This window comes from Tessaracoccus lubricantis, from assembly GCF_039544535.1.
In the GTDB taxonomy this organism is placed as follows: domain Bacteria; phylum Actinomycetota; class Actinomycetes; order Propionibacteriales; family Propionibacteriaceae; genus Arachnia; species Arachnia lubricantis.
The window spans coordinates 227,539-251,958 of record NZ_BAABLV010000036.1 but is presented as its reverse complement, the minus strand read 5'-3'; the positions used below and the strand labels follow the sequence as shown (position 1 = coordinate 251,958).

18 protein-coding genes, 1 pseudogene and 1 riboswitch are annotated in these 24,420 nt (G+C 70.4%); of the genes and pseudogenes, 5 read left to right on the top strand and 14 right to left on the bottom strand.

What is annotated here, in order from left to right; all coding sequences use genetic code 11:
- Window positions 1-2: 2 nt before the first annotated feature.
- From ABEA30_RS12270 to ABEA30_RS12260, 3 genes are all read right to left on the bottom strand, one after another.
- Window positions 3-908, bottom strand: a complete 906-nt coding sequence (locus ABEA30_RS12270; protein WP_345583231.1) for an aldo/keto reductase — start codon at window positions 906-908, stop codon at window positions 3-5.
- A 59-nt stretch (window positions 909-967) separates the two neighbouring features.
- A complete protein-coding gene (locus tag ABEA30_RS12265) occupies window positions 968-2,677 on the bottom strand; it encodes a choice-of-anchor I family protein (RefSeq protein ID WP_345583229.1) in 1,710 nt (569 codons plus the stop codon).
- A gap of 102 nt (window positions 2,678-2,779) precedes the next feature.
- The gene (locus ABEA30_RS12260; RefSeq protein WP_345583227.1) at window positions 2,780-3,208 is read right to left on the bottom strand and encodes a sterol carrier family protein; all 429 of its coding nucleotides are present in this window, start codon (window positions 3,206-3,208) and stop codon (window positions 2,780-2,782) included.
- A 35-nt stretch (window positions 3,209-3,243) separates the two neighbouring features.
- On the opposite strand from ABEA30_RS12260, the gene ABEA30_RS12255 reads away from it, so the two are divergent.
- The 3 genes from ABEA30_RS12255 (at window position 3,244) to ABEA30_RS12245 (ending at window position 8,388) form a co-directional block, all read left to right on the top strand.
- A complete protein-coding gene (locus ABEA30_RS12255) occupies window positions 3,244-6,177 on the top strand; it encodes a bifunctional [glutamine synthetase] adenylyltransferase/[glutamine synthetase]-adenylyl-L-tyrosine phosphorylase (RefSeq protein WP_345583225.1) in 2,934 nt (977 codons plus the stop codon).
- A 135-nt stretch (window positions 6,178-6,312) separates the two neighbouring features.
- Window positions 6,313-6,440: riboswitch (FMN riboswitch) on the top strand.
- A gap of 116 nt (window positions 6,441-6,556) precedes the next feature.
- A complete protein-coding gene (locus tag ABEA30_RS12250) occupies window positions 6,557-7,396 on the top strand; it encodes an ABC transporter permease (RefSeq protein WP_345583223.1) in 840 nt (279 codons plus the stop codon).
- Window positions 7,393-8,388 (top strand): ABC transporter substrate-binding protein, encoded by a 996-nt coding sequence (locus ABEA30_RS12245; protein WP_345583221.1) that lies wholly within the window; start codon window positions 7,393-7,395, stop codon window positions 8,386-8,388. Before ABEA30_RS12250 ends, ABEA30_RS12245 begins: the two co-directional genes overlap by 4 nt.
- Before the next feature lie 68 nt (window positions 8,389-8,456).
- On the opposite strand, the gene ABEA30_RS12240 is transcribed toward ABEA30_RS12245, so the two are convergent.
- Both ABEA30_RS12240 and ABEA30_RS12235 read right to left on the bottom strand, forming a co-directional pair.
- The gene (locus tag ABEA30_RS12240; protein WP_345583219.1) at window positions 8,457-9,959 is read right to left on the bottom strand and encodes a catalase; all 1,503 of its coding nucleotides are present in this window, start codon (window positions 9,957-9,959) and stop codon (window positions 8,457-8,459) included.
- Window positions 9,956-10,375 carry a Fur family transcriptional regulator gene (locus ABEA30_RS12235; RefSeq protein ID WP_345583217.1) on the bottom strand — a complete coding sequence of 140 codons (420 nt, stop codon included), beginning with the start codon at window positions 10,373-10,375 and terminating at the stop codon, window positions 9,956-9,958. The genes ABEA30_RS12240 and ABEA30_RS12235 overlap by 4 nt, the downstream gene beginning before the upstream one ends.
- 186 nt (window positions 10,376-10,561) lie before the next feature.
- Between ABEA30_RS12235 and ABEA30_RS12230 the strand changes: the two genes are divergently transcribed.
- Window positions 10,562-11,671: an MFS transporter gene (locus ABEA30_RS12230; protein ID WP_345583215.1), complete on the top strand. Its 1,110-nt coding sequence runs from the start codon at window positions 10,562-10,564 to the stop codon at window positions 11,669-11,671.
- 61 nt (window positions 11,672-11,732) lie between these two features.
- Here ABEA30_RS12230 and ABEA30_RS12225 read toward each other — a convergent pair whose 3' ends face one another.
- The 6 genes and pseudogenes from ABEA30_RS12225 to ABEA30_RS12200 all read right to left on the bottom strand — a co-directional run bounded on the left by ABEA30_RS12225 (window position 11,733) and on the right by ABEA30_RS12200 (window position 17,596).
- Entirely contained in the window at window positions 11,733-12,701 is a 969-nt protein-coding gene (locus tag ABEA30_RS12225) for an MDR family oxidoreductase (protein WP_345583213.1), read from the bottom strand.
- A 44-nt stretch (window positions 12,702-12,745) separates the two neighbouring features.
- Entirely contained in the window at window positions 12,746-13,636 is an 891-nt protein-coding gene (locus ABEA30_RS12220; RefSeq protein WP_345583211.1) for a siderophore-interacting protein, read from the bottom strand.
- The gene (locus ABEA30_RS12215) at window positions 13,629-14,537 is read right to left on the bottom strand and encodes a FecCD family ABC transporter permease (protein ID WP_345583209.1); all 909 of its coding nucleotides are present in this window, start codon (window positions 14,535-14,537) and stop codon (window positions 13,629-13,631) included. The genes ABEA30_RS12220 and ABEA30_RS12215 overlap by 8 nt, the downstream gene beginning before the upstream one ends.
- Window positions 14,538-14,671: 134 nt before the next feature.
- Window positions 14,672-15,622 (bottom strand): annotated as a pseudogene (locus tag ABEA30_RS12210) (iron chelate uptake ABC transporter family permease subunit); the annotation flags it as partial.
- Between the two features lie 44 nt (window positions 15,623-15,666).
- Window positions 15,667-16,698 (bottom strand): iron-siderophore ABC transporter substrate-binding protein, encoded by a 1,032-nt coding sequence (locus ABEA30_RS12205; RefSeq protein WP_345583207.1) that lies wholly within the window; start codon window positions 16,696-16,698, stop codon window positions 15,667-15,669.
- Window positions 16,699-16,762: 64 nt separating this feature from the next.
- On the bottom strand, window positions 16,763-17,596 hold the full coding sequence (locus ABEA30_RS12200; protein ID WP_345583205.1) for an ABC transporter ATP-binding protein: 834 nt from the start codon (window positions 17,594-17,596) through the stop codon (window positions 16,763-16,765).
- 219 nt (window positions 17,597-17,815) lie between these two features.
- Between ABEA30_RS12200 and ABEA30_RS12195 the strand changes: the two genes are divergently transcribed.
- Window positions 17,816-19,216 (top strand): MATE family efflux transporter, encoded by a 1,401-nt coding sequence (locus ABEA30_RS12195; protein WP_345583203.1) that lies wholly within the window; start codon window positions 17,816-17,818, stop codon window positions 19,214-19,216.
- Window position 19,217: 1 nt separating this feature from the next.
- On the opposite strand, the gene ABEA30_RS12190 is transcribed toward ABEA30_RS12195, so the two are convergent.
- The 3 genes from ABEA30_RS12190 to ABEA30_RS12180 form a co-directional block, all read right to left on the bottom strand.
- Complete coding sequence (locus ABEA30_RS12190) at window positions 19,218-21,341, bottom strand: MMPL family transporter (protein ID WP_345583201.1); 2,124 nt, start codon at window positions 21,339-21,341, stop codon at window positions 19,218-19,220.
- Window positions 21,342-21,427: 86 nt separating this feature from the next.
- The gene (gene glnA, locus ABEA30_RS12185) at window positions 21,428-22,849 is read right to left on the bottom strand and encodes a type I glutamate--ammonia ligase (protein WP_345583199.1); all 1,422 of its coding nucleotides are present in this window, start codon (window positions 22,847-22,849) and stop codon (window positions 21,428-21,430) included.
- 152 nt (window positions 22,850-23,001) lie between these two features.
- Window positions 23,002-24,354, bottom strand: a complete 1,353-nt coding sequence (locus ABEA30_RS12180; protein WP_345583197.1) for a dicarboxylate/amino acid:cation symporter — start codon at window positions 24,352-24,354, stop codon at window positions 23,002-23,004.
- Between the last annotated feature and the right edge of the window lie 66 nt (window positions 24,355-24,420).

The window sequence follows — 24,420 nt, the reverse complement described above, 5'->3', positions numbered from 1 at the left end:
CCCTAGATCAGCTCGAGCGGGGCATCCCCGGGCGGCGGTGGGAACGCCGCGTCGAGCTCGGCGTGGTCCTCGTCGGTGAGCCGGAGGTGGGCAGCCGCCGCGTTCTCCCGCACGTGCGCCACCGACGCGGCCTTCGGGATGGCGAACACGCCCGGGTGCGAAATGACCCACGCCAGCGCGACCTGCGCCTCGGTGGCCCCGTGGCGGCGAGCGACGGCGGTCAGCGCCGCGCCTCGTCTGCCGCCCCGTGCCAAGGCGCCCTGCTCGATGGGTGAGTAGGCCATGAGGGGGATGCCGGCGGCGCGCAGGTCGTCGAGCAACCCGCCCTGGGGCCACCGGCGCTGCAGGTTGAACAGCACCTGGTTCGTGGCCGGCCGGTCCTGGCGCGGCGCGGCACCGGAACCCGTCGAGGAGCGGGCCGCCGCCGTCGCCTCGGACGTCGACGCACGGTCGAAGTTCGACACGCCCCAGGCGCCGATCTTGCCCTGTGCGCGCAGTTCCTCGAAGGCGCCGAAGGTCTCCTCCAGCGGGTAGGGGCCCTCCCAGTGGAGGAGGTAGAGGTCGAGATGGTCGGTCCCCAGCCGGCGCAGGCTCTCCTCGCAGGCGCGCAGCGTGCCACGGTGCGTGCCGTTGCCGGGCAGGACCTTGGACACCAGGTACACCTCGTCGCGGCGGCCGCGGATGGCCTCGCCCACGAGCCGCTCCGACCGGCCGGAGCCATACATCTCCGCCGTGTCGATCAGCGTCATGCCGAGCTCGATGCCCGCACGCAGCGCGGCGATCTCGCTCGCGCTGCGTGACGGGACATCGCCCATGTACCAGGTGCCCTGGCCCAGCACGGGGACGCGCCGGCCTGCCAGTTCGATGGTGGGCATGGGGCGGTCGGGGGCCATGTCATCAGCGTTCATGTGGACAGTGTGTCGGCCCGCAGGGGCACTCGGGCGCGGGCGCGCCCGGGTGGAGGGAGTCAGCGCTTCAGCGAGATCTCCCACACCGTGGTGGTGCCGGACACCTCGTTGGCCACCACCAGCAGCGGGGTGTGGGTCGGCGATTCGCTGGCGGGAATGAACGCCATGCCCTCGGCGCCGAGGTCACCCGCCGCAGCGAAGCCCTCAGGCTCGTCCTCGTCGTAGCTGACCGAGAAGTCGCGGTTGTTCACGTAGGTGACGTAGTGGGCATCCCGGGGGTCGGTGATGTCGAAGACCATGACGCCACCGATGCGCTCGAGGCCCAGGAAGGCGTAGGTGCGGCCCTGCAGGTGGCCGATCTGCACGTCTTCCGGTTCGGCACCCTTGTCATCGGAGCGCTTGTCGAAGGAGCCCTGCTCGCTGTGATTCGCGTTGAACGCGTCCTCGGGCAGTTCCCCCGCCTCGATCAGATCTGCGATGGCGCGCTCCACCATGTCACCGGAGTTGAAGAGGCGCTCACCGTCGGCGGTGAAGATCGCGAAGCCGCGGCCGCCGTAGGAGTACAGCTCCGAGTAGCAGCCGCGCTCGGCGTCGAAGCCGAGGTCGCTGATCACGTTGTACCGGCCCAGGCTCTCGTCGCGCTTGAGTTCACCGGCATTCGGGAACTCCTCCTCGCACAGCACGAACTGCTTGTCCTTCAACCGGTCGCCGTCGACGAAGTCGCCCCACTCACGGGCGTCGCCCTCGTTGGCCGTCACGACGAGATCCGAGCCGCGGTACGTGTACGTGGCGATGCCGTCGGGCATGAGGACGCCCTTGACCGGCCAGTGCTGCCGGTTGATGGCGCCGTCGCGATCCGAGGCGTCCAGTTCGCCGTCGACGCTCCAGTCCACGTAGCCCAGCGCCCACAGGCTGCTCAGGGTGGCCGACTTCAGGTCGACCACCGCCACCGCGTTGGCCTCCTGCAGGGAGACGAAGGCGGTGTTGCCGTTGCCGGCGATCGTCACGAACTCGGGCTCGAGGTTGCGCGCGACGTACCCGGCCTCCGCGTGCCCCTCAGGTGCCGCGACATCAGGGCCGAAGACCCGCACGCCGTCGGGCAGCTCGGTGCCGTCGTCGTAGGCCCGGAAGTCGACGGTGCGCACCGCGCCCTGCGACAGGCGACCGAACTGGATCGGGCTGGCGGGCACCGTGATGACCGAGATCGTGCCCTCGGGGTCCGACGAGAAGTCGTCGGCGGGTTCGCCCTCGTTGGCGACGACGACGAAGCGGCCGTCGGGGGAGAACTTCAGGCTGTCGGGCAGCGAGCCGACGCGCACCCCGCCCAGGTAGCCGAGGTCGGAGGTGCGGAAGAACAGGGTCCATCCGTGCTCCACCTTGTCGGAGTGCTCCACGGCCACGGCGAGGACGCCACGCGACACGCTCACCGAGTTGACGACGGCGCCCTCCGCCACAACGGAGCCGTCGGCGGCTGCGCGTCCCACCGCCGGCAGCGAGCCGGTGTGCGCCGGCACGCCCTCACCGTCGAGCGTCAGCACGTCGACGGCGCCGGACTGGGCGTTGACGACGAAGAGCTGGTTGGTGGAGGGGTCGAAGGCCGGGATCTCCGCCGCGGACGCGTCGAAGATGCCGGTGGCGTGCGTGCCGAGGGCCTCGAGGGTGAGGGCCGGCTGCGCGGGGGCAGCGGTGGCCACGCCGGAGGTGGCGATCAGCGCGGCGAGGCCGGCAGCTGCGGCCGACGCGGTGAGGGGACGCTTGGGCAGGGACATCTGCTCTCCTGTGAGTGTGAGGGTGGTGCCGAACGCCACTTCATCGGATGCGGGTGAACCGCAGGGGAGCAGCCGGTGAACGCCAGTTGAACGCTCCGCGCGTCAGGTCAGGGGGAAGGCGACGGAGGCCTCGTCCGCGTGGACACCGGACGCCCGCAGGTCCGCCGCAGCCCAGGCCAGCCGCCCGGTGGCCAGTGCCACGAACGTCTCGCCGGTCATCTCCACCACGTTGGGCGGCGTGCCCCGCGTGTGCCGTGGGCCACTGGCGAAACCGATCTGGACGGCGGCGAACGGCGGCACCCGCACCTCGATGCTCGCACCCGGATGGCGCTCGCCCAGCAGCGCGCAGCCCGCACGGCAGACTGCGGCGAGCAGGTCGCGGCCGAGTGGGGCGGGGTCTGCGGCGGCCCGCAGCAGGAGACGGGTGAGGTCGGGGCGGCGCAGCCGCAGCTCGGCGTCGAGGGCGGCCAGCCCGTCGTCGTCGAGACGTGCGCGCAGCGCGGCCACCACCTTCTCTGTGGGCTTGAACATGATGGGCCAGCCTATGCCTTCGCTAGGGTTGGCGGGTGGGTAGGTTCCAGTCCCCGACGGGGGAGTTCGCGCGGCGCGGGTTCGACTCTGCCAGCAGCGCGGCCCGCGTCTGGGAGCGCTGGACCACCAGGCTCGGCGGCGACCCGCCCGTGGACCTGGCCCTGTTCGAACCGGTCGCGGACCGCGACCTCGCCCTCGACTCCATCGAGCGGCTGTCGGCGGCGGCCCCCGAACTCTTCGCCGAGATCGCGGCGGACGAGGCCTGGCTGCGGCGGCTGCTCCTCGTGCTCGGCTCCTCCGGCGTGCTGGCCCACACGCTGGTGCGGCACCCGGCCGAGGCCCGTCTCCTCGCCGTCGAACCGGCGCACCGCGGCCCGGCCGGGTGGCGCGACTTCTTCGCCGCCCGCATCCACCTCGACGACGGCGTCGCCTCGGGCAACGCGGACGACCTGCGCCTGGCCAACCGCGCCGCCCTCGTCGAGATCGCCGCGCGCGACCTGTCCGCAGCCCAACCCGACGCCCTCGTGCACGAGATCGCGGCCGAGTTGTCGCACGTGGCCGACACCGTGCTCGACCTGTCGCTGGCCCACGCGCGCGCCGAGGTGCCAGACTGGCGCAAGGCCCGCCTCGCCGTCCTCGCCGTGGGCAAGACCGGCGCGCAGGAACTCAACTACATCTCCGACGTCGACGTCATCTACGTCGCGGAACCCGCCGAGGGCGCCACTTCCGACGAGGCGGTCACCGTGGCCGCGAAACTCGCCGCCGCGCAGGCCCGGATCTGCTCCGCGCACACCTCCGAGGGCAGCATCTGGCAGGTGGACGCCGCGCTGCGGCCCGAGGGCAAGGCCGGCCCGCTGGTGCGCACGCTGTCGAGTTACCGCGCCTACTACGCCAAGTGGGCGAAGAACTGGGAGTTCCAGGCCATGCTCAAGGCGCGCCCGGCAGCCGGCGACCTCGCGCTGGGACAGGCGTTCGTCGACATGGTCTGGCCGCTCGTGTGGCAGGCGGGGGAGCGGCCCGAGTTCCTGCCGGAGGTCCGCGCCATGCGCGACCGCGTCATCTCGTTGATCCCCGCCAAGCAGGAGGACCGCGAGATCAAGCTCGGCTCCGGTGGCCTGCGCGACACCGAGTTCTCCGTCCAGCTGCTGCAGCTCGTGCACGGGAGGGCGGACGAGCGGCTGCGCACCCGCGGCACGTTCGACGGCCTGATGGCGCTGATCGGCAACGGGTACATCGGCCGCGGCGACGGCGCCGAGATGGCCCGCGCCTACAGGTTCCAGCGCGTGCTCGAACACCGCATCCAGCTACGCCGGCTCCGCCGCACCCACCTCATGCCCGACGACGCGTTGGCCCTCAGCCACGTCGCCCGGTCGATGGGCACCTCCGCCGAGGACCTGCAGAAGCGGTGGCGCGACTCCGCCCGCCGCGTGCGGCAGCTGCAGCAGCGGCTGTTCTTCTCGCCGCTGCTCGACGTGGTGAGCCAGGTGCGCACGGACGAACTGCAACTCAGCACGGAGGCGGCGCGCACCCGCATGCGGGCCCTCGGCTTCGCGGACCCGCAGGCCGGCCTCGGCCACATCCGTGCGCTCACCACCGGCCGTGACCGGGGCACCGAGATCCAGCGCCAGTTGCTGCCCGCCATGTTGCAGTGGTTCGCAGACGGCCCCAACCCCGACTTCGGCCTGCTGGCGTTCCGCCAGCTGTCGGAGTCGCTCGGGCGCACCTCGTGGTACCTCCGGGCCCTGCGCGACGAGGGCTACATGGCACAACGGCTTGCCAGGGTGGCATCGTCGAGCCGCTACGTCGTCGACCTCCTGAAACGCGCGCCGGAACACATCAAGATGCTCGCCAGCACCGACGACCTGCGCCCGCGCTCCGCCGAGGAACTCACCGCGGCGATGACCCGGGCGGTCAACCGCTACGACGACCTCGAGCAGGCCGTGGCGTCCGTGCGGGCCCTGCGCCGCGCCGAACTGTGCCGCATCGCCCTGAGCGACGTGCTCGGCCACGCCGACCTCGCGGCCGTCGGCACCGCGCTCAGTGACCTCGCCTCCGCCACCGTCGAGGCCGGCCTGCTGCTGGCGCGCCGCGAACTCACGGCCTCGCGCCCGGACCTGCCGACGGTGGCCGTGATCGCGCTCGGCCGGTGGGGCGGCTACGAGTTGAGCTACTCCTCGGACGCCGACTGCATGTTCGTCGTGCCCGACGGCACCGAGGGCGACGCGCTGGCCGCCGCGACGGAGCTGGTGCGTCGTGCCGCCGACATCATCGGCAAGCCGGGGCCGGATCCGGCGCTGGTCATCGACACCGACCTGCGGCCCGAGGGCAAGGGCGGCCCACAGGTGCGCACCGTGTCTTCCTACCTGGCCTACTACGGCAAATGGGCCTCCACGTGGGAGCGGCAGATGCTGCTGCGCGCCCGGCACGGCGCCGGGGAACGGGGGCTGTCCGACGACGTGCTCGCGGGGATCGAGGGGTTCCGCTACCCCGACGGGGGGCTCACCCGTGCGCAGGTCTCGGAGATCCGCAAGCTCAAGTCGCGGATGGAGAACGAACGCATCCCCAAGGGCGTGCCACGGGATCGGCACCTCAAGCTCGGCCCGGGCGGACTCTCCGACGTGGAGTGGACGGTGCAACTGCTGCAGCTGCAGCACGGCCACGAACACCCGGGTCTGCGCACCACCTCCACGATGGAGGCACTGGCGCTGCTCGCCAAGCTCGAGATCGTGCCGGAGAGCCAGGCCACCCGGCTGTCGGAGGCCTGGCACCGTGCCAGCATGCTGCGCGACGCCATCATGCTCGTGCGCGGTCGCGCCAGCGACGCCCTTCCGTCCGACACCCGGGAACTGGCGGCCATCGCACTGCTGCTCGGCTACCGCGCGGGGGAGGCGTCCCGCCTGGTGGAGGACACCCGCCGGCTCCTGCGTCGGGCTGCCGACGCCGTCGACGGCATCTTCTGGGCCGCCTGATGCCACGGCAGGAGTCGGCCGGTGGGTTCGGGTCGTTCGCGTCTGGCGAACGCTTGGGCCGCTACCGCGTGGGCGGACGTGCTGCGCGCAGATGGGCGATGGCTGCACCGGCGCTGCGGTGCTAGGGTGGGCGCAAACGTGTTCCGGGGTCGGTGAAAGTCCGAACCGGCGGTGATAGTCCGCGACCCCTTCCGGTTTCCGGGAGGGTTGACTCGGTGAAATTCCGAGACCGACAGTCAAAGTCTGGATGGGAGGAACTCGTCGCCGACGGCGTACCCGATGCGCCCTGGTCGTCTCGCCACGTGCGAGGCGGACGCAGGGCCGGTGTGGGCGTCTCCGTCGGCGCGTGCCCCGGGCCTGGAGAAGGAGCGAGGGGCTGATGACCACAGAAGAGCGACGCCGGGCGCGCAGGCTTGCGCACCTGGGCCTCTGGTCTGCCTACCCCGCGCGCACCAGGCCCACCGCCGGCCGCTGGATCCCCGCCACCGTCTCGCTCATCCTCGCGGTGGGCGTGTGGTGGGCGGTGACCGGAGCCGGCCTGATCGAACCGCTCTACCTGCCCGGCCCGGGTGACGTCGTCGCCCGCATGGTCTCGCAGGCACAGTTGGGCATCGCGTGGCGCTACCTGTCGCCGACGCTGCTCGCGGCGCTGCTCGGCGTCGCGTTCGCCGTCGTCGTCGCGATCCCGTTGGGGATCGTGATCACGCATTCCCGGCTGTTGGCAGCGGTGATGGAACCCGTCGTCGCCATCACCCAGACGGTGCCGCTGGTTGCCACGGCGCCCCTGCTGGTGCTCTGGATCGGCTACGGGACCATCCCCATCGCGGTGCTCTGTGCGATCGTCGCATTCTTCCCCATGGTGACCACCACCATCGTCGGATTCCGGTCCCTCGACATGCGCGTGGTGGAAAACGCCCTCCTCGACGGCGCCAACTCGTGGAAACGCCTCGCCCACATCGAGGGGCCCATGGCGGCCCCGGCGGTGCTGGCCGGCGTGCGCGGCGGCGTGGTGCTCGCCATGACCGGTGCGGTCGTCGGCGAACTCGTCATGGGCGGCGCCGGTCTGGGCACCCTGCTCACGTTGTCCCGAGAGGCCGCCGACACCGCGGGCGTGTTCGCCGTGGTGGCCTGGATCAGCCTCTCCGCCATGGCCCTGTACGGACTCGTCCAACTCCTGGAACGAGCGGCAGTGGCCCGTCTGCAAGGAGAAACAACATGATCAGTCGACGCAACCTGCTGCTGGGCACGCTCGCCGTCGGCGCCGCCGCCGGTCTCGCTGCCTGCGGCGGCAACCAGCCCGCGGCCGTCGGAGACGGCAAGCTCACCGTCGGGCTCACCTACATCCCCAACGTGCAGTTCAGCGCGTTCTACCTGGGCGTCAAGGAAGGGCTGTTCGCCAAGCACGGCCTTGACGTGCAGTTGCGCCACCACGGCCAGCAGGAGGACCTGTGGGGGGCCGTGCTGGGCGGCCAGGAGGACGTGGTGTTCGCGTCCGCCGACGAGGCGATGGTGGCCAAGGCCGGCGGCAACGACCTGCGCACGTTCGCCACGTCGTACCAGAGCTACCCCATCCGCGTGATGGGCGGCGACCCTTCCACGCTGGGCGCCGAACCCGGCCTCGAGGTGCTCAACGGCGCCTCGCTGGGCATCCCAGGGCACTTCGGCTCGAGCTACTACGCGGCGCTGTGCGCCATCCACCAGGCGGGGCTCACCGAGAACGAGGTCAAGCTCGTCGACATCGGCTTCACCACGCTGCAGGCGCTGGCCGCCAAGCAGGTGGACTTCGCCATGGGCTTCGTCAACAACGAGGGCGTGCAACTGGCCAACCAGGACATCCCCACCGTCTCGATCCCCGTGTTCGAGCCCAGCGAGGCCCTGCTCGTCGGCCCCAGCCTCATCGCCCCCGGCACCAAGGTGCCCGACGACGTGCTCAAGGCCGTCGCGCTGGGCATGCAGGAGGCCGAGGCCGCCGTGGTGGCCGATCCGCAGGCGGCCCTCGACGCGACCGCCGAGCACGTCCCCGCCATGGCGGAGGCCGAGCAGCGCGCAACCGCGGAGAGGGTGCTGGCCGCCACCGTCGAACTGTGGCAGCGCGACGGTGAGGTCACCGTCGCCGTCGACACCGCCGCGTTCGACCGGATGGGCGAGTTCCTGGCCCAGGCCGGCATCATCGATGCCGCGCCGGCCGACGCGTACCTCGAGGTGCTCTGACCCGGACATGACGAAGGGGCGGGCCGCTCGGTTGGGCAGCCCGCCCCCTTCTCTCAGCGGATGGCGCCTCAGGCCACGGACTCCTCGTCCTCGATGGTCTTCAGGCCGCGGACCCTGTTCTCGATGCGCTGGCCGACGTTCTCGTCGACCTGCTTCCAGTACCAGAAGCCACGCTCCTGGACCTCGGGCCGGCACTGCGACAGGCCGCCGGCGACGGTCTCCACCAGGCGCTCGCGCTGCGCCTCGTCGTAGACCTCACGCACCAGCGTGCCGGCCTGGCCGAAGTCGTCGTCCTCGGCGTGGCGGGTGATCGCGGCGCGCACCAGCGAGCCGTCGGCCTCCCAACCGGCCTCGTCGACCACCTCGGCGTCGGTGTACGGACGGCCGTAGCCGTTGAAGGTGTGCACCGGTGCCAGGCCGGTGTGCAGGTACTGCATGTGTCCCTGCTCGGCGTAGTTGTTGGTCTGCGTGATCGGCTGGTTCACCGGGAGCTGGTGGAAGTTGGAGCCGATGCGGGCACGCTGGGCGTCCGGGTAGGCGAACACGCGGGCGAGCAGCATCTTGTCGGGCGACAGGCCGGTGCCCGGGATGTAGTTCGACGGCGAGAACGCCGACTGCTCGATCTGGGCGTAGAAGTTCGTGGGGTTCTCGTTGAGCTCCATGACGCCCACCTCGATCAGCGGGTAGTCCTTCTGCGACCAGGTCTTGGTGAGGTCGAACGGGTTGAAGCGGTAGGTCTTCGCCTCCTCGTAGGGCATGACCTGCATGTTCAGCGTCCAGGACGGGAACTCGCCGCGCTCGATGGCGTTGTAGAGGTCCTCGCGGTGGAAGTCGGCGTTCTCGCCGGCCAGGCGGGTGGCCTCCTCGTTGGTGAGGTTCTTGAGGCCCTGGTTGCTGCGCCAGTGGTACTTCACCCAGAACTTCTCGCCCTCGGCGTTGACCCACATGTAGGTGTGGGAGGAGAAGCCGTGCATGTGCCGCCAGGTGGCGGGCAGGCCGCGGTCACCCATGAGGTAGGTCACTTGGTGTGCCGACTCGGGCGAGTTGGTCCAGAAGTCCCACTGCATGTTCGTGTTGCGCAGGCCCGATCCGGGGAGTCGCTTCTGCGAGCGGATGAAGTTGGGGAACTTCAGCGGGTCCTTCACGAAGAAGATGGGCGTGTTGTTGCCCACGATGTCGAGGTTGCCTGCGGTGGAGTAGAAGCGCACCGAGAAGCCGCGCACGTCACGCCAGGTGTCGGGGGAGCCCTGCTCGCCGGCGACGGTGGAGAAGCGCACGAGCATGCGGGTCTCGGCGCCCGGCTGGAACGGGGCGCCCTTGGTGTACCGGGTCACGTCCTGGGTCACCTTGAAGGTGCCGAAGGCGCCGGAGCCCTTGGCGTGCGGGCTGCGCTCCGCGACGCGTTCGCGGTTGAAGTGGGCGAGCTGCTCGACCAGGTGGACGTCGTGCAGCACGATCGGGCCGTCGTTGCCGACGGTCAGGGAGTGCGCGTCCGACTCAGCGGGTGCGCCGTTCAGGCGGGTGGACGGGCCGGTGGGCTGGTACTCGCCCGACGGGTTGAACTGGGTCATTGTTTCCTCTCGTTGCAGTTCGCACACGTTCCCCAGTAGATGACCTCGGCCTCGTCGATGAGGAAGCCGTGGTCATCTGCTGCGGACAGACAGGGGGCCGCGCCGACAGCGCACGGCACGTCCCTCATGTCGCCGCAGATGCGGCACATGAGGTGGTGGTGGTTGTCGCCGTTCTCCAACTCGTACCGGGGCGGCTGCCCGGCGGGCTCCACGCGCCTGATGAGGCCGTGGGCATGGAGGGCGGCGAGGTTGTCGTAGACGGCCTGCACCGAGGCGCTGCCGGTGCGCTCGCGCACCGCCTCGGTCATGTCGCCGACCCGCATGTGGGGCTGGTCGGCAAGGATCGTCAGGACAGCGACGCGGCCCGCGGTGACGCGCATCCCGGCGTCCTTGAGCGTGGTGGGCCAATCGTGCATGTCCCCGACCATAGCGCCTTTTCTGGAAACCTTCCAGAAAAGGAAACGTTCAAGTTAACGCGTGGTTAAGCGCAGCATCTGATCTTGGTATACCAGAATGGAAATTGGTGGCCGCAGGCCCTTGCCTTTGGCCCCTCTGTGCGGTTAGTGTAACGTCATTCCTAATGGTGGATACTGAATTCCACGATGCGGAACGCGATCCCGACACACCGGGGTGCCCGAAGAAGAAGATGCCGGCAGCACGAGTGGCAGTTCTACACGCTGCGCTTCCTGCTCGGCGCGTTCGAGGCCGGCCTGCAGCCCGGCGTGATCCTCTTCCTCACCTACTGGCTGCCCGCCCACCGCCGGGGCAAGGCCATGGCCATCTTCATGTCGGCCTCCGCGATGTCGCTGATGGTGGGTTCCCCACTGGCCGGCTTCATCATGGAGACGTTCGACGGTTCTCTCCAGCTGGCCGGCTGGCAGTGGCTGTTCCTGATCGAGGGCACGCCGTCGATCCTGGTGGGCGTCCTCGCCATCTTCGTGCTGACGAACAAGCCGCACCAGGCCAAGTGGCTCTCCGAGGAGGAGAAGGAGCACGTCGCCTACGAGCTCGCCGTCGAGGAGAAGGTGCTGGGAGAGCGCACCCACAGCTTCTGGGCCTCGCTGCGCAAGCCCAACACCTGGATCCTGATCCTCACGTTCTTCTGCATCGTGGCCGGCAACGCCACCCTGACGTTCTACGGCCCCAGCCTCGTGCAGGCCGTGGGCATCACCGACATCACCACGCTGGGGTGGATCATGTCCGGCATCTACGCCTGCGGCTGGATCGGCATGGTCGGCAACGGCTGGCTGTCCGACCGCAACCACGAGTCGCGCTGGCACACCGCCGTGGCCGCCGGCCTCGGCGCCACCGGCCTGGTGCTGGCCGGGGTGTCGCTGACGCAGGGCAGCACCATCGGCGTGATCGCCTCGCTGGCGCTGTCGGCAGCCGGCACCATGGGCGCCATCCCGGTGTTCTGGAACCTGCCCGCGCGCTTCATGTCCGGCATGGCGCTGGTCGCCGGCGTGGCCGTGATCAACTCCATCGCCAACCTGGCCGGCTACTTCTCGCCCCAGCTGCTGGGCGCCATGAAGGAGTCCACCGGCAACTACACCGGTGGCCTCTACCTCATCGCGGCTGTCGAGTTCGTCGCGGTGGTCTTCGTGCTCTTCTGCATCCGCAAGCAGAGCAAGATCACGGGGCGCGAGGAGCCCGACCTCGGCGTCGCCGAGGACGACCAGGTCTCCGAGGGCGAGGGGGTCGCCGTCCGCTGACGGCCATCCCGACACGCAGGAGGCGGGGCCAGCTGGCCCCGCCTCCTTCGCATGCGCCGCCTCAGATGGTGACCAGGGTCCGGCCGTGGCGCTGGCCGGACATCATCTCCTCGGCGGCAGCGTGCAGGCCGTCGAGGTCGACGTGCTGCGTCATGGCGTCGAGCTTGTCGAGGTCGAGGCCGCGCGCCAGGATGCGCCACGCGTCCGCGCGGTCGTCGAGGTTGGCCCACACCGAGTCGATGCCGGCCAGGGTGACGCCCCGGAGGATGAACGGCATCACGGTGGTGGGCAGGTCGTGGGACCCGGCCAGGCCGCAGGCGGCCACGACGCCGCCCCTGTTGGTCTGTGCGATGGCGTTGGCCAGGGTCACGCCACCCACCGAATCGACGACGGCGGCGTAGGTCGCCTTCTGGAGCGGGCGGCCGGCCTCGGCGAGGGTGGCGCGGTCGATGACCTCGTCGGCACCGATGCTGCGCAGGTAGTCACCGAGCTGGTCCGCGCGGCCCGTCGTCGCGTACACGACGTAGCCGGCGTTGGCCAGCAGCTGTGTGGCGATCGAGCCGACGCCTCCGGTGGCGCCGGTCACCAGCACCGGGCCGTCGTCGGGCATGACGTTCTCGCTGAGGATGCGCAGCACGGCCAGGGCCGCGGTGTACCCGGCGGTGCCGAGCGCGGCGGCCTGTTCTGGGGAGAGGCCCTCGGGGAGCGCGACGGCGTGGTCGCCCTTGATGCGGGCGCGCGTGGCGTAGCCACCGTGCTCGGTCTCGGACAGGCCGGCGCCGTTGAGCATGATCCAGCTGCCGGGTGCGAAGCGCGTGTCGTCCGACTCCGCGACGGTGCCCACCAGGTCGATGCCCGCGATCAGCGGGTGCTTGCGCACCACTCCCGGGCGGCCGGTGAGCGCCATGGCGTCCTTGTAGTTGAGGTCGGAGAACCTCACGTCGACGACGATGCCGCCGTCGCCGTCGAGGAACTCCTCGCCGACCTCCTCGATGGCGGAACCGGACTCACGGACGACAATTGCACGCATGGGCCCCAGCCTACGGCCGGGGCGGCGGGACCCGTCAACCGGGGTCAGGACTCCGCGCGCCCGGTGCGCCAGTAGCCCATGAACGCCACTGCGCGCTTGTTGAGGCCCTTCTCTCCCACCACGAGCCGACGGACGTCGCGGGCCACCGACGCCTCGGCGGCCACCCAGACCCGGCGGGCCTCTTCCCCGTCGACCTCCCAGAAGAGTTCGTCGCCGTCGTCGCCCCTGACGGCGTCCGGCTGCGGGGTGCTGTCGTCCTGCGTGCCCCAGGCGTCGAGTTCGGCAAGCACGGGCCCGGGGCAGCCGCCGGCTCCGTGGATCCATCGGACCTCGACGCCGTCAGGCCGGTCGAGGTCCAGCCGGTCCTCGGGCGTGGGGCATTCGATCACCGCGAGCCCACGCGCGTGCGGTGGCAGCTCCGCCAGGATCCGTTCCACCGCCGGCAGCGCGCAATGGTCGGCGACCAGGAGCAACTCCTCGCGGCCGAGGCCGGCGGCCCGGAACTCGCGGCCGCCCACCTCGCCGTCGAAACTGCGCACCGGCCCGACGATGCGCATCGCCTGCCCGCGGCGGGCCTGCTCGGCCCAGCGCGTGGCGGGGCCCGCCACGGCGGGGTCATGCCGAGCGAAGTCGACCGACACGCGGGCGCCGGTCGGGGTCTGCTCCCAGGCGGCGAGCGTGTAGGTGCGCATGGTGATGCCGTCGCCGAGCGTGCGCAGTGCCGCCATGGAGGCGGCGTCGCTGCCCATCGCGCGGTAGGCCTCCGCCGCGCCGTCCGCGTCGGCGGCCACCAGCAGCTTGATGCGGGTGTCCGTGCCGGGGTCCGCCAGGTCGCGGAGGCCCTCTCCCTCGAAGGTCACCCGCCTGAGGTTGGGCGTACGGTCCACCACCTCCGCGACGGTGGCGTCGAACAAGCTCCAAGGTGTGTCAGACATGTCTTCTCCGATGTGCGATGAGGAGGGCGAACACGGGCGTGCCCACGAGTGCGACCACCAGCCCCGCGGGAATCTGGGCGGGCGCGATGACGGACCGGCCGATGGTGTCGGCGAGGCCGAGGAGGACCGCGCCCAGCAGGATGGACAGCGGGATCACCCATTTGTGGCCCGCGCCGACGAGGCGGCGGGCGACGTGGGGCGCCACCAGGCCGACGAAGCCGACGGTGCCTGCAGCCGAGATGGCGGCGGCGGCCAACAGCGCGGCTGCGGCCAGGATGAGCCAGCGCGCCCGGTTGGTGCGCACACCGAGCACCGTGGGTTGGTCCTCTCCCACGGCGAGCAGGTCCAGGGTGCGGTGGTTGACCAACAGGAGGACGCCGGTGACCAGGAGCGTCACGGCCACCGGGGCGAGGTCCTGGGCGGCCCTGCCGTAGGTCGAGCCGGCCAGCCACGTCTGCACGGCCGCAGTGTCCCACGGGTCGAGCGACAACACGACGACGGTGGTGATGGCCTGCAGCGCGGCTGCCGCGCCGATGCCCACGAGCACCACGCGGACCGGTGTTGCGCCCCCGGCCAGGGCCACGACGGCGAGGAAGGTCAACAGTGCGCCCACGGAGGCGGTCAGCTGGATGGCGACCGGCCCGGCCTGGGGCGCCAGCCACAGCATCAGGACGGCCGCGAGGCCACCACCGGCCGTGACGCCCAGCAGGCCCGGATCCGCCAGGCCGTTGCGCGTGACCACCTGGACGCAGGTTCCGGCGAGCCCCAGTGCGCCCCCGGCCAGGAGCGCAGCGCCGACCCGGACGGAGCGGGAGTCGAAGGCTGCTGCGATCGCGGGCTGCGCCTGACCCTGCAGCCAGTACCCGATGTCGCCGAGCAACAGGGACAGGTCGCCGAACATGAGGCCGACGGCGGCGGTGGCGATGACCGCCACGCCGGCCGCCGCGATGACCCAGCCGGACCACCGCATCGAACGGGGCCGGCCCGAGTCCAGCTGGCCGGCCATCCCGACGGCCCGACGCCGAGGAACACCAGCAGCAGGCCGCCGACGATCGACGTGACCACGCCCGTGGGCACCTTGACGGTCTCCGCGGCACCGCCCAAGGCGCGCAACGCCACGTCGGCCCCGATGATGAGGGCGGCGCCGAGCAGCATCGAGGCGAACAGCGAGTAGCGTGGCTGGCGGAGGGCCGGGAGTGACCGCGAAGCGAGGGAGACGCCCACCGGTGCCACCAACCCGACGAAGCCGATGGGCCCCGCGATGGTCACCGTCACCGCGCACATGGTCACCGCCAGCGAGAGGTGGATCAGCCGCTCCCGCGGCAGGTTCGCGCCGAGCGCCTGGGCCTGGTCGTCCTGCAGGGCGAGGATGCGCAGCCGTCCGGCCAGCACGACGGCGGCGATGACGGTCACGATGATGGCCGGGGCCAGCTGCCGGACGGAGTCCACGTCGCTCAGCACGAGTGAACCCGAGCCCCAGGCGTAGAGTCCCGTGGTCTCCTGCTGCCTGATGAGCAGCAGGAACGTGGCCAGCGACGACATGCCCATGGCCAGCGCCGAACCCACGAGCACCACCCGGAGGATCTCGCGGGTCCCTGCGATCGTCAGGACGAGGAGGGCAGCCAGTGCCGCGCCCAGCAGCGCGACGGCACCGGTCACGGGCAGCGCCAGCTGGAGCCCCAGGGCGGCCACCACCGTGACGGCGAGCTGGGCCCCCGATGAGACGGCCAGGGTGTCGGGTGAGGCCAGCGGGTTGCGCGCGACGGCCTGCATCAGCGTGCCCGCGGCGCCGAGGAGCGCCCCGATCACGAGGCCGCCGATCAGGCGGGGGAGCCGTGCGCCATGGATGATCGCGTTCGTGGCGGGGTCCGCAGAGCCGATCACCCAGTTCCACACCGACGACAGCGGGAGGTTTGAGGTGCCCTGGCCCAGGTGGGCAAGGGCCAGGACCGCCACTCCCGAGCCCAGCGCCGCCAGGATGGCCATCCCGGCTGCGTGGGTGGAGGGGCCTGGCTGCGTCGCTGTTGCGCTCACCGCTCGGATTCGACGGCTGCCGCGAACTGTTCGGCGATGGAGATGACGGACGCGGAGCCGCCGAAGGTCCAGGTGCCGGGTGCGAGCTTGTGGATGCGTCCCTGCTGGACGAAGGGGAGCGACTGCCAGATCGGGTTCTCGGCCAGCCCATCGGCGAAGACGTCATCCTCGGAGGCGCTGTAGAACAGGCGCAGGTCTTCGGCCGTGAAGCCCGCCATGCCCTCGACGTCGGTGACGCCGAGGCCCCAGGCCTCGTCGCCCGGCTGGGTCCAGGCGTTGACCAACCCGATGGACGTGGCGATCTCGTCAACCATGGACCCCTTGGCGAACATGCGGATGTTCACCACGGAGCCTTCCTTCCATCCGTCGGCCATGAGGAAGGGGGTGCCGGCGGCGCCGGCCTCGCTCACCCGGGACGTGGCGGACTCGAGCGCCTCGTCCATCTCCGTCAGCAGTGCCTCGCCCGCCGCGGCGTCGCCCAGGACCTGGGCGAACAGCTCGACGTCACCACGGAGCCGGTCGAGGTCCTGGCCGGCCTTGCTGCCGGTCGAGAAGACGACCGGGACCTTTCCCTCGAGCTGGCGGTCGACCTGCGAGGTGTCCGCACCGCTCAGCACGACCACATCGGGGTCCAGGGCCAGGATGGATTCGACGCTCGGCTCCGAGCGCATCCCGACGTCCTGGATACCGTCGGGCAGAGCCACGGCCTTGTCCCACGTCGAGAAGCCCTGCGGGTCGGCGATGCCGACCAGGTTGGCCCCGAGTGACAGCAGGATCTCGGCCTCACCCCACTCCAGCGCCACGACGTTCTCGGCTGCAGCCGGCAGTTCCACCGTGCGGCCCCGGCCGTCGACGACCGAGATGGGGCCGGCGGCCTCCGGGGCGGTGGTCCCCTCGGCGGGTGAGGCATCGCTGGTGGTGGTCGATGCCGGTGATTCGGACGTGCTCACGGGCGGGGCCGTGGTGCCGCAGGCGGCGAGCGCCAGGAGCGCGGCGGTGGCCGCTGCGCGGGTGAGGTGGTGGAACATGGGGGTCCTTTCGCATGGCGACGGAGCTCCGCCACGGGTGTGGGGAGCCGACGGGGGGTGTGGGTCAGGCGCTGGCGAGACGGTTGCGGCAGTGCCGGCCGAGGATGCGCGTGGTGAGGGCTCCGGTGGCCTCGTCGAGGTGGACGGTGACCGGCACTCCATAGGCGGTCGAGATGTGCTGCACGGTGATGACGTCGTCGGGGTGCCCGGCCGCCACGACGCGGCCGCCGGCCATGAGCACGATCTTGTCCGCCACTGCGGCCGCGTGGTTCAGGTCGTGCAGCACGGTGCCCACCGCCAGGCCGTCGTCGGCGAGGTCGCGCAGCAGGTCGAGGACCTCACCCTGGTAGCGCAGGTCCAGGTGGTTGGTGGGCTCGTCCAGCAGGATCACGCCGGCCTGCTGCGCCAGGCAGGTGGCGAGCCAGACCCGCTGCACCTCCCCGCCGGAGAGTTCGTTGAGGGGCCGGTGCGCCAGGGCTGCCACCCCGACCCTCTGCAGGGCGTCGTCGATGGCTGCCTGGCCGTGGGTGTCGGGGCGCGTCAGCCTGCGGTGCGGGTGCCGGCCGAGCGCGACGACGTCGCGCACGGACATGCCGCTGACGGCGCCATGGTGCTGGGTGAGGAGGGTGACGCGCTGGGCGAACTCCTTGGGGGAGAGGCTGTGGATCGGTTGCGTGCCGTCGAGCAGGACCTCGCCCGCAGTGACGCTGTGGAGCCGCGCCAGCGCGCGCAACACCGTGGACTTCCCGGAGCCGTTGGGGCCCACGAGCGCGAGCACCTCACCGGGCGCGACGTCGATGTCGACACCGTGCACCACGGGTGTGCGGTGGAAGGCCAGTCGGAGGTCCTTGCCGACGAGCCCTGCGGTGGGCCGGGCGGTCGTTGCCTGAGCGGTCATGCAATGAAGGTAAGGCAAACCTTAGCCGCTTGGCAAATACAGCAGCGCTTCGTTGCGTATTTGTGCACCATCCGGCCCGAGGGTGCGATTTGTGTTGTTTGGGTGATGCCAATACAATCTTGTGGCTGATCGCCGTCGGTCTCGAGCGAACATCGCTTCCCCTCCTGACGCGCCCCGACTCTGCCGATTACCCTCCCACCTCTTCCGAGAAGGTCCTGCATGGCCAAGAACCTCACGGTCGGATCGCCGCTCCGGCTCATCATCGTCTTCACGCTTCCGCTGCTGATCGGCAACCTGTTCCAGCAGGGGTACGCAGTGGCGGACGCCGTCGTCGTCGGGCGCATGCTCGGCGTCGACGCACTGGCCGCCGTCGGCGCCTCGGGCAGCCTCCAGTTCCTGCTGTTCGGCTTCGCCATGGGCTGTTCCGCCGGCCTGGCGATCCCGGTGTCCCGCGCATTCGGCGCAGGCGACCTGCCGGCGATGCGGCGCGCGGTGGCCACCGGCATCGTCATCAGCGCCGTGGTGGCACTGGCGATCACGCTCATCGGCACGCTCGGTGCGCGCACCCTCCTGTCGTGGCTGGGCACGCCGCCCGAACTGATGGCACAGTCGACGACGTTCCTCGTGGTCCTGTTCAGCGGCTCGTTCGCCACAGTTGCCTTCAACTACCTCAGCGCGGTGATCCGGGCCCTCGGCGACAGCCGCACCCCGCTGGTGTTCCTCGTCATCGCCACCGTGCTCAACGTGGCGCTGGTGATCGTGTTCATCGGCGCGCTGGGCACCGGCGTGGGCGGCGCGGCGCTCGCCACCGTCGTGGCGCAGGCCATCTCCGTGCTGTTGTGCATCATCCTGATCTGGCGCCGCATGCCCCACCTGCACCTGTCGCGCGCCGACTGGCGGCTCGAACTGCCCAAGGTGAGGGAGTCGACGAACCTGGGCGTCACGCTCGGTTTCCAGATGTCGATCATCGCGCTGGGCGCGGCCATGCTCCAGTTCGGCATCAACGGGCTGGGCACCGACGCCGTGGCGGCGTTCACGGCGGCGATGCGCGTCGACCAGGTGGCCGTCATCCCGTTGGCGACGGTGGGCGTGGCCATCACCACCTACGTGGCGCAGAATGCCGGCGCGCGGGAATGGCGCCGGATCCGCACCGGCGTGCGCCAGGCACTGCTGGTGGCCATGGGCATGGCCCTGGCGCTGGGCCTCGTGATCTTCGTCGGTGGTGCCTGGATGGTGCGGATGTTCGTGGGCGACGGTCAGGACCGGGTGGTGGGCATGGCCCACGACTACCTCATCGTCAACGCGGCGCTGTACGCGATCCTGGCCGTGCTGTTCGTCACCCGCCACGCCATCCAGGGCCTCGGCTCCACGCTCGCCCCCACGATGGCGGGGGTCTTCGAACTCGTCGCGCGAGGGGTGATCGGCGTGTTCGTCGTCGGCCAGGCGGGGTTCCTCGCGGTCATCCTCGCGGCGCCGGTGGCCTGGGTCGCCGCGCTCATCCCGCTGCTGATCGCATGGCGCTACCACCACCGTCGCCTCGTGCTCTCCGAACGCGAGGCCGAGGACGCCGCAAGGCTGGAGGCGCAGGAAGACCCGCACCTCCAGCCCTGCGTCGCCTGATTCAGCCCCTCTTGCGCAACTTGGACGGCCACCAGATGGCCGGCCCGATGTCGTAGGACAGCGCCGGCACCAGCAGCGTGCGCACCAGGAAGGTGTCGAGCAGCACGCCGAAGGCGACGATGAAGGCCAGCTGGGCCAGGAACAGCACCGGGATGACCGCCAGCGCGGCGAACGTGGCCGCCAGCACCAGGCCGGCCGACGTGATCACGCCGCCGGTGACCGACAGGCCACGCAGGATGCCCTTCCTGGTGCCGTGCTTGAGCGACTCCTCGCGCACGCGCGTCATCAGGAAGATGTTGTAGTCGATGCCCAACGCCACGAGGAACACGAAGCCGTAGAGCGGCACCGACGGATCCGCGCCCGGGAAGTCCAGGACGTGGTTGAACACGATGGCCGAGGTGCCCATGGCCGTGCCGAAGCTCAGCGCCGTGGTCAGGATCAGCAGCACCGGGGCCAGCACGCTGCGCAGCAGGAAGATCAGGATCACCAGGATCACCACGAGCACGATCGGGATGATCGTGGCGCGGTCGTGCGCCGACGTGTCGCGCGTGTCGATGTCGACGGCGGTGCGGCCACCCAGCTCGGCCGTGCCCGCCAGTTCCGTGCGCAGGTCGCGGACCGTCTGGATCGACAGGTCACTGTCGGGTGCCTCCGTGAGGGTCGCCAGCAGCATGACCTCCCCGTCGTCGACGGTGGGTGCAGGCGCCGGGGTCCCGGGCGGGCCGAAGGCCTGGATGCCGTCCAGCGTGACGGGGGCGGTGCCTCCGGGGGAGTCGGCCGCCACGACGGAGACGGAGGCGACGCCGTCGGTGCCCAGCAGGGTCTCGGTCACCGGCATCAGCTCGGACTCGTCGGTCAGCACCCGGACGGGGGTGCCCGAGCCGCCGGGGAAGTGCTCGCCCAGCTTCTCCTGGCCGGTCCGCGCGTCGGAGGCCCCCAGCACGAAGTCGCTCGGCGGGACGCCGTCGGCCTTCAGGGTGGGCCAGAAGGCGGCGCCGGCGGCCAGCAGGATGACGCACACGATCCACACCACGCGCGGCTTGCGCGAGACGAGGCCTGCGGCCTTGGCGTAGATGCCCTCGTTGAGCTGGTCGTCGTCGGTGCGGTCGGGCAGGTAGCGCGGGCGGCGCGGCCAGTACGACGTGCGGCCCATCATGTACAGCAGCGCCGGCAGCATGGTCAGCGCTGCGAGCATGGCGAACACGATGCCGATCGACGCGACGGGGCCAAGCGAGCGGTTCGAGCCGAGGTCGCTCAGCAGGAGGCACATCAGGCCGGCGATGACGGTGCCGCCCGAGGCCAGGATGGGCTCGACGACGCCCTTGATGGCCCGCCAGGTCGCCGTGGCGCGCGACCGGTGGCGCTTGAGCTCCTCCGCGTAGCGCGCGGTGTAGAGCAGCGAGTAGTCGGTTGCCGCACCGATGACGAGGATGAACAGGATGCCCTGCGTCTGGCCGGTCAGGGCGACGACGCCGGCCTTGGCGAGCCACCAGTTGACCAGCAGCGCCACGCACAACGCGAAGAGGCTCGTCGACAGCACCGCGAACGGCAGGATCACAGAGCGGTAGACCACCAGCAGGATGACCAGCACGACGCTCAACGCCACGATCAGCAGAAGGCCGTCGATGCCCGCGAAGGCCTGGGCGATGTCGGCGGTGAAGCCCGCGGGCCCGGTGATGTGTTGCTCCACGCCGTCGGGGGTCTCCGACTGCAGGGCGTCACGCAGGCCGGTGACGGCCACGCCCTGCTCGAGGTCGGGGTCGAGGCCGAGGAACAACTGGGCCGCCAGCCCGTCCTCGGACGGCAGCAGCGGTGAGGTGCTCAGCACCCCTTCCTCATCGGAGAGGTCCTCCGCCAGCGTGCCGAGGTCAGCCAGCTGCGCCTCGGTGAGCTGCTCGTCGGCGGTGAAGATGATGATGGCGGGCAGCGTGTCGCTGCCCACGAAGTCGAGGTAGCGCTCGTCGACGTGCGTCGACTCGGCGTCGGCGGGGAGGAACTGGGCGGCGTCGTTCTGAGCCACTTCGGAGACCCGGCTGAAGTACGGGCCGCCGATGCCGGCCCCGATCAACCAGACCACCGCGATGGCAGCCGCCACGAAGGCACGAAGGAATCGGGATTTGCTCACCTTCGGAGCGTATGGCAGGCCTCCGGCACGCCGCGAGGCCCCGGGTTCCATCGAAGGATGGAACCCGGGGCCTCGTCCGGGGTGGCTCAGAGCGCGTAGTAGAGCTCGAACTCGTGCGGGTGCGGCCGCATGGCGATCGCCTGGATCTCGGCGCGCTTCAGGTCGACCCACGTCTCGATGAGGTCCGACGTGAACACGTCGCCCGCGTACAGGAACTCGTGGTCCTCCTCGAGGGCGTCGAGGACCGCGCCCAGCGAACCGGGCACCGTCGGCACCTGCGCGTGCTCGTCCGGGGGCAGCTCGTAGAGGTCCTTGTCGATGGGCTCGAGCGGCTCGATCCGGTTCTGGATGCCGTCGATGCCTGCCAGCAGCATCGCGGCGAACGCCAGGTAGGGGTTCGACGACGGGTCGGGGCAGCGGAACTCGATGCGCTTGGCCTTCGGGTTGGAGCCCGTGATCGGGATGCGGATGCAGGCCGAACGGTTGCGCTGCGAGTAGACCAGGTTGACGGGGGCCTCGAAGCCCGGCACCAGGCGGTGGTACGAGTTGACCGACGGGTTGGTGAAGGCCAGCAGCGCGGGGGCGTGCTTGAGCAGGCCACCGATGTACCAGCGGGCCAGGTCCGACAGGCCGGCGTAACCGTTCTCGTCGTAGAACAGCGGCTGGCCGCCCTCCCAGATGGACTGGTGCACGTGCATGCCCGAGCCGTTGTCGCCGAAGATGGGCTTCGGCATGAAGGTCGCGGTCTTGCCCGCCTCCCAGGCCGTGTTCTTCACGAGGTACTTGAACTTCATCACGTCGTCGGCGGCCTTCAGCAGCGTGTCGAAACGCCAGTTGATCTCGGCCTGGCCGGCGGTGCCCACCTCGTGGTGCGCGCGCTCCACCTCGAGGCCGGCGTTGCCCATGTGCCGCACGATGTCGTCGCGCAGGTCACCGAAGTGGTCCACCGGGGCCACGGGGAAGTAGCCACCCTTGTAGCTGACCTTGTAGCCGCGGTTGCCGCCGTCCTCGATGCGGCCGGTGTTCCAGGCGCCTGCCTCCGAGTCGATGTGGTAGTACGAGGAGTTCGCGGAGGTCTGGAAGCGGATGTCGTCGAAGACGTAGAACTCGGCCTCCGGCGCGAAGAAGGCGGTGTCGCCGATGCCGGTGGAGCCGAGGTACGCCTCCGCCTTGCGGGCGATGTTGCGCGGGTCGCGCGAGTACGGCTCCTTGGTCAGCGGGTCGTGCACGAAGAAGTTGACGTTGATCGTCTTCGACTTGCGGAACGGATCCAGGTAGGCCGTGGTGGGGTCCGGCAGCAGGGCCATGTCAGACTCATGGATCTTCTGGAAGCCGGTGATGGAGGAGCCGTCGAAGCCCAGGCCGTCTTCGAAGACCTGAGGTCCGAAGGCGGTTGCGGGGACGGTGAAGTGCTGCATGACACCGGGGAGATCGCAGAAGCGCACGTCGACGGTCTCGACGCCCTCTTCCTTGATGTAAGCCAGCAGGTCGTCTGCGCCTTGGAACATATGCGTAACCCTTACGTCTCGGTTGGACGAGTCCAAACGTTATGAGCCTATCTTTGCCCGGCAGTTGCTGGTGCGTAACGGCCGCGTTACAGCTTTTTCTGGATCGACGACGAAGGGCCCGGGCGGATGCCCGGGCCCCTCAGGTGCGTCGATCAGGCGGCGAACTGCGGACGGGCGTCGTAGACGGCCTGGTCCAGCACGCCCTCGCGCTTGCCCACGACGGCGGCGACGAGCGCCTGGCCGGTGACGTTGAGCGCGGTGCGGCCCATGTCGACGATGGGCTCGACGGCCAGGAGCAGGCCGACGCCCTCCAGCGGCAGGCCCAGCGTCGACAGCGTGAGGGTGAGCATCACGGTCGCACCGGTGGTGCCGGCGGTGGCGGAGGAGCCCAGCACGGCGACGAACGCGATCAGCAGGTAGTGCGTGATGTTCAGGTCGATGCCGTAGAACTGCGCGATGAAGATCGACGCGATGGCCGGGAAGACCGCGGCGCAACCGTCCATCTTCGTGGTCGCGCCCAGCGGCACGGCGAAGCTCGCGTACTGGCGCTGCACGCCGAGGTTGCGCTCGACGACCTGCTCGGTGACGGGCATGGTGCCCATCGAGGAGCGGGTCACGAAGCCCAGCGAGATGGCGGGCCACACGTTGCGGTAGAACTGCGCCACGTCGAGGCCGTTGAACTTCAGCACGGCCGGGTAGACGACCACCCAGATCACGGCCAGGCCGACGTACAGCGCGAGCACGAAGGCGCCCAGCGAGGCGAGCGAGGTCCAGCCGTAGGTGGCGACGGCGCGGCCGACGAGGGCGGCGGTGCCGATGGGGGCCAGGCGGATGATCCACCACAGGACCTTCTGGATCACCGAGAGCGCGGCCTCCATGAAACCGACGAACGGTGCGGCCTTGTCGCCGACCTTGACGGCCGCGATCCCGAAGAGGATCGAGATCAGCAGGACCTGCAGCACCGAGAAGCTCGGGGTGGCGGTCACCGCGCCCTCCGCGGTGGCGGTGGCGTTGACGCTCAGGCCGAAGATGTTGCTGGGGACGAGGCCGAGGAGGAAGGCGGCCCAGTCACCCTGGCGGCTGGGCAGCGCGGCGGCATCGCCGGAGACCCCGGCGGTGAGCCAGGGCTTCGACAGCAGGCCCACGACGATGCCGACGACCACGCTGGCCAGCGCCGTGATGGCGAACCAGACGAGCGTCTGCACCGCGAGGCGGGCGGCGTTCTTGACCTGCTGCAGGCGGGCGATGGAGGAGATGACGGCGGTGACCACGAGCGGCACGACGAGCAGCATGAGCAGCTTCACGTAGGCGGAGCCGACTTCGTAGAGCACGGTGGTCAGCCAGTTGCGCTCGCCCTCAGCGGGCTCGCCGATGCCCAGGGCGATGAAGCCCAGCACCAGGCCGGCCACGAGGCCGACGGCGATCTGGAAGCCGAGGTTGGTGTAGAACGGTTTGCGGGGGTCCTTGGTGGGCGCGTCAGGACGCGCCTCGATGATGGTGGACATGAGGATTCCTTGAAGCTGGGGTGGTGTGTTTTCGGGGTCGTCGGGAGGGGTCTGGTCAGCGCAGAC

Excerpts from the sequence above, each read along its gene's own strand:
- ABEA30_RS12270 (WP_345583231.1), bottom strand. The coding sequence starts at position 908 with ATGAACGCTGATGACATGGCCCCCGACCGCCCCATGCCCACCATCGAA.
- ABEA30_RS12215 (WP_345583209.1), bottom strand. The coding sequence starts at position 14,537 with ATGTTCGGCGACCTGTCCCTGTTGCTCGGCGACATCGGGTACTGGCTG.
- ABEA30_RS12205 (WP_345583207.1), bottom strand. The coding sequence starts at position 16,698 with ATGTTCCACCACCTCACCCGCGCAGCGGCCACCGCCGCGCTCCTGGCG.
- glnA (WP_345583199.1), bottom strand. The coding sequence starts at position 22,849 with ATGTTCCAAGGCGCAGACGACCTGCTGGCTTACATCAAGGAAGAGGGC.
- ABEA30_RS12265 (WP_345583229.1), bottom strand. The coding sequence starts at position 2,677 with ATGTCCCTGCCCAAGCGTCCCCTCACCGCGTCGGCCGCAGCTGCCGGC.
- ABEA30_RS12200 (WP_345583205.1), bottom strand. The coding sequence starts at position 17,596 with ATGACCGCTCAGGCAACGACCGCCCGGCCCACCGCAGGGCTCGTCGGC.
- ABEA30_RS12250 (WP_345583223.1), top strand. The coding sequence starts at position 6,557 with ATGACCACAGAAGAGCGACGCCGGGCGCGCAGGCTTGCGCACCTGGGC.
- ABEA30_RS12245 (WP_345583221.1), top strand. The coding sequence starts at position 7,393 with ATGATCAGTCGACGCAACCTGCTGCTGGGCACGCTCGCCGTCGGCGCC.
- ABEA30_RS12180 (WP_345583197.1), bottom strand. The coding sequence starts at position 24,354 with ATGTCCACCATCATCGAGGCGCGTCCTGACGCGCCCACCAAGGACCCC.
- ABEA30_RS12220 (WP_345583211.1), bottom strand. The coding sequence starts at position 13,636 with ATGTCTGACACACCTTGGAGCTTGTTCGACGCCACCGTCGCGGAGGTG.
- ABEA30_RS12240 (WP_345583219.1), bottom strand. The coding sequence starts at position 9,959 with ATGACCCAGTTCAACCCGTCGGGCGAGTACCAGCCCACCGGCCCGTCC.
- ABEA30_RS12195 (WP_345583203.1), top strand. The coding sequence starts at position 17,816 with ATGGCCAAGAACCTCACGGTCGGATCGCCGCTCCGGCTCATCATCGTC.
- ABEA30_RS12235 (WP_345583217.1), bottom strand. The coding sequence starts at position 10,375 with ATGCACGATTGGCCCACCACGCTCAAGGACGCCGGGATGCGCGTCACC.
- ABEA30_RS12225 (WP_345583213.1), bottom strand. The coding sequence starts at position 12,701 with ATGCGTGCAATTGTCGTCCGTGAGTCCGGTTCCGCCATCGAGGAGGTC.
- ABEA30_RS12260 (WP_345583227.1), bottom strand. The coding sequence starts at position 3,208 with ATGTTCAAGCCCACAGAGAAGGTGGTGGCCGCGCTGCGCGCACGTCTC.
- ABEA30_RS12230 (WP_345583215.1), top strand. The coding sequence starts at position 10,562 with ATGCGGAACGCGATCCCGACACACCGGGGTGCCCGAAGAAGAAGATGC.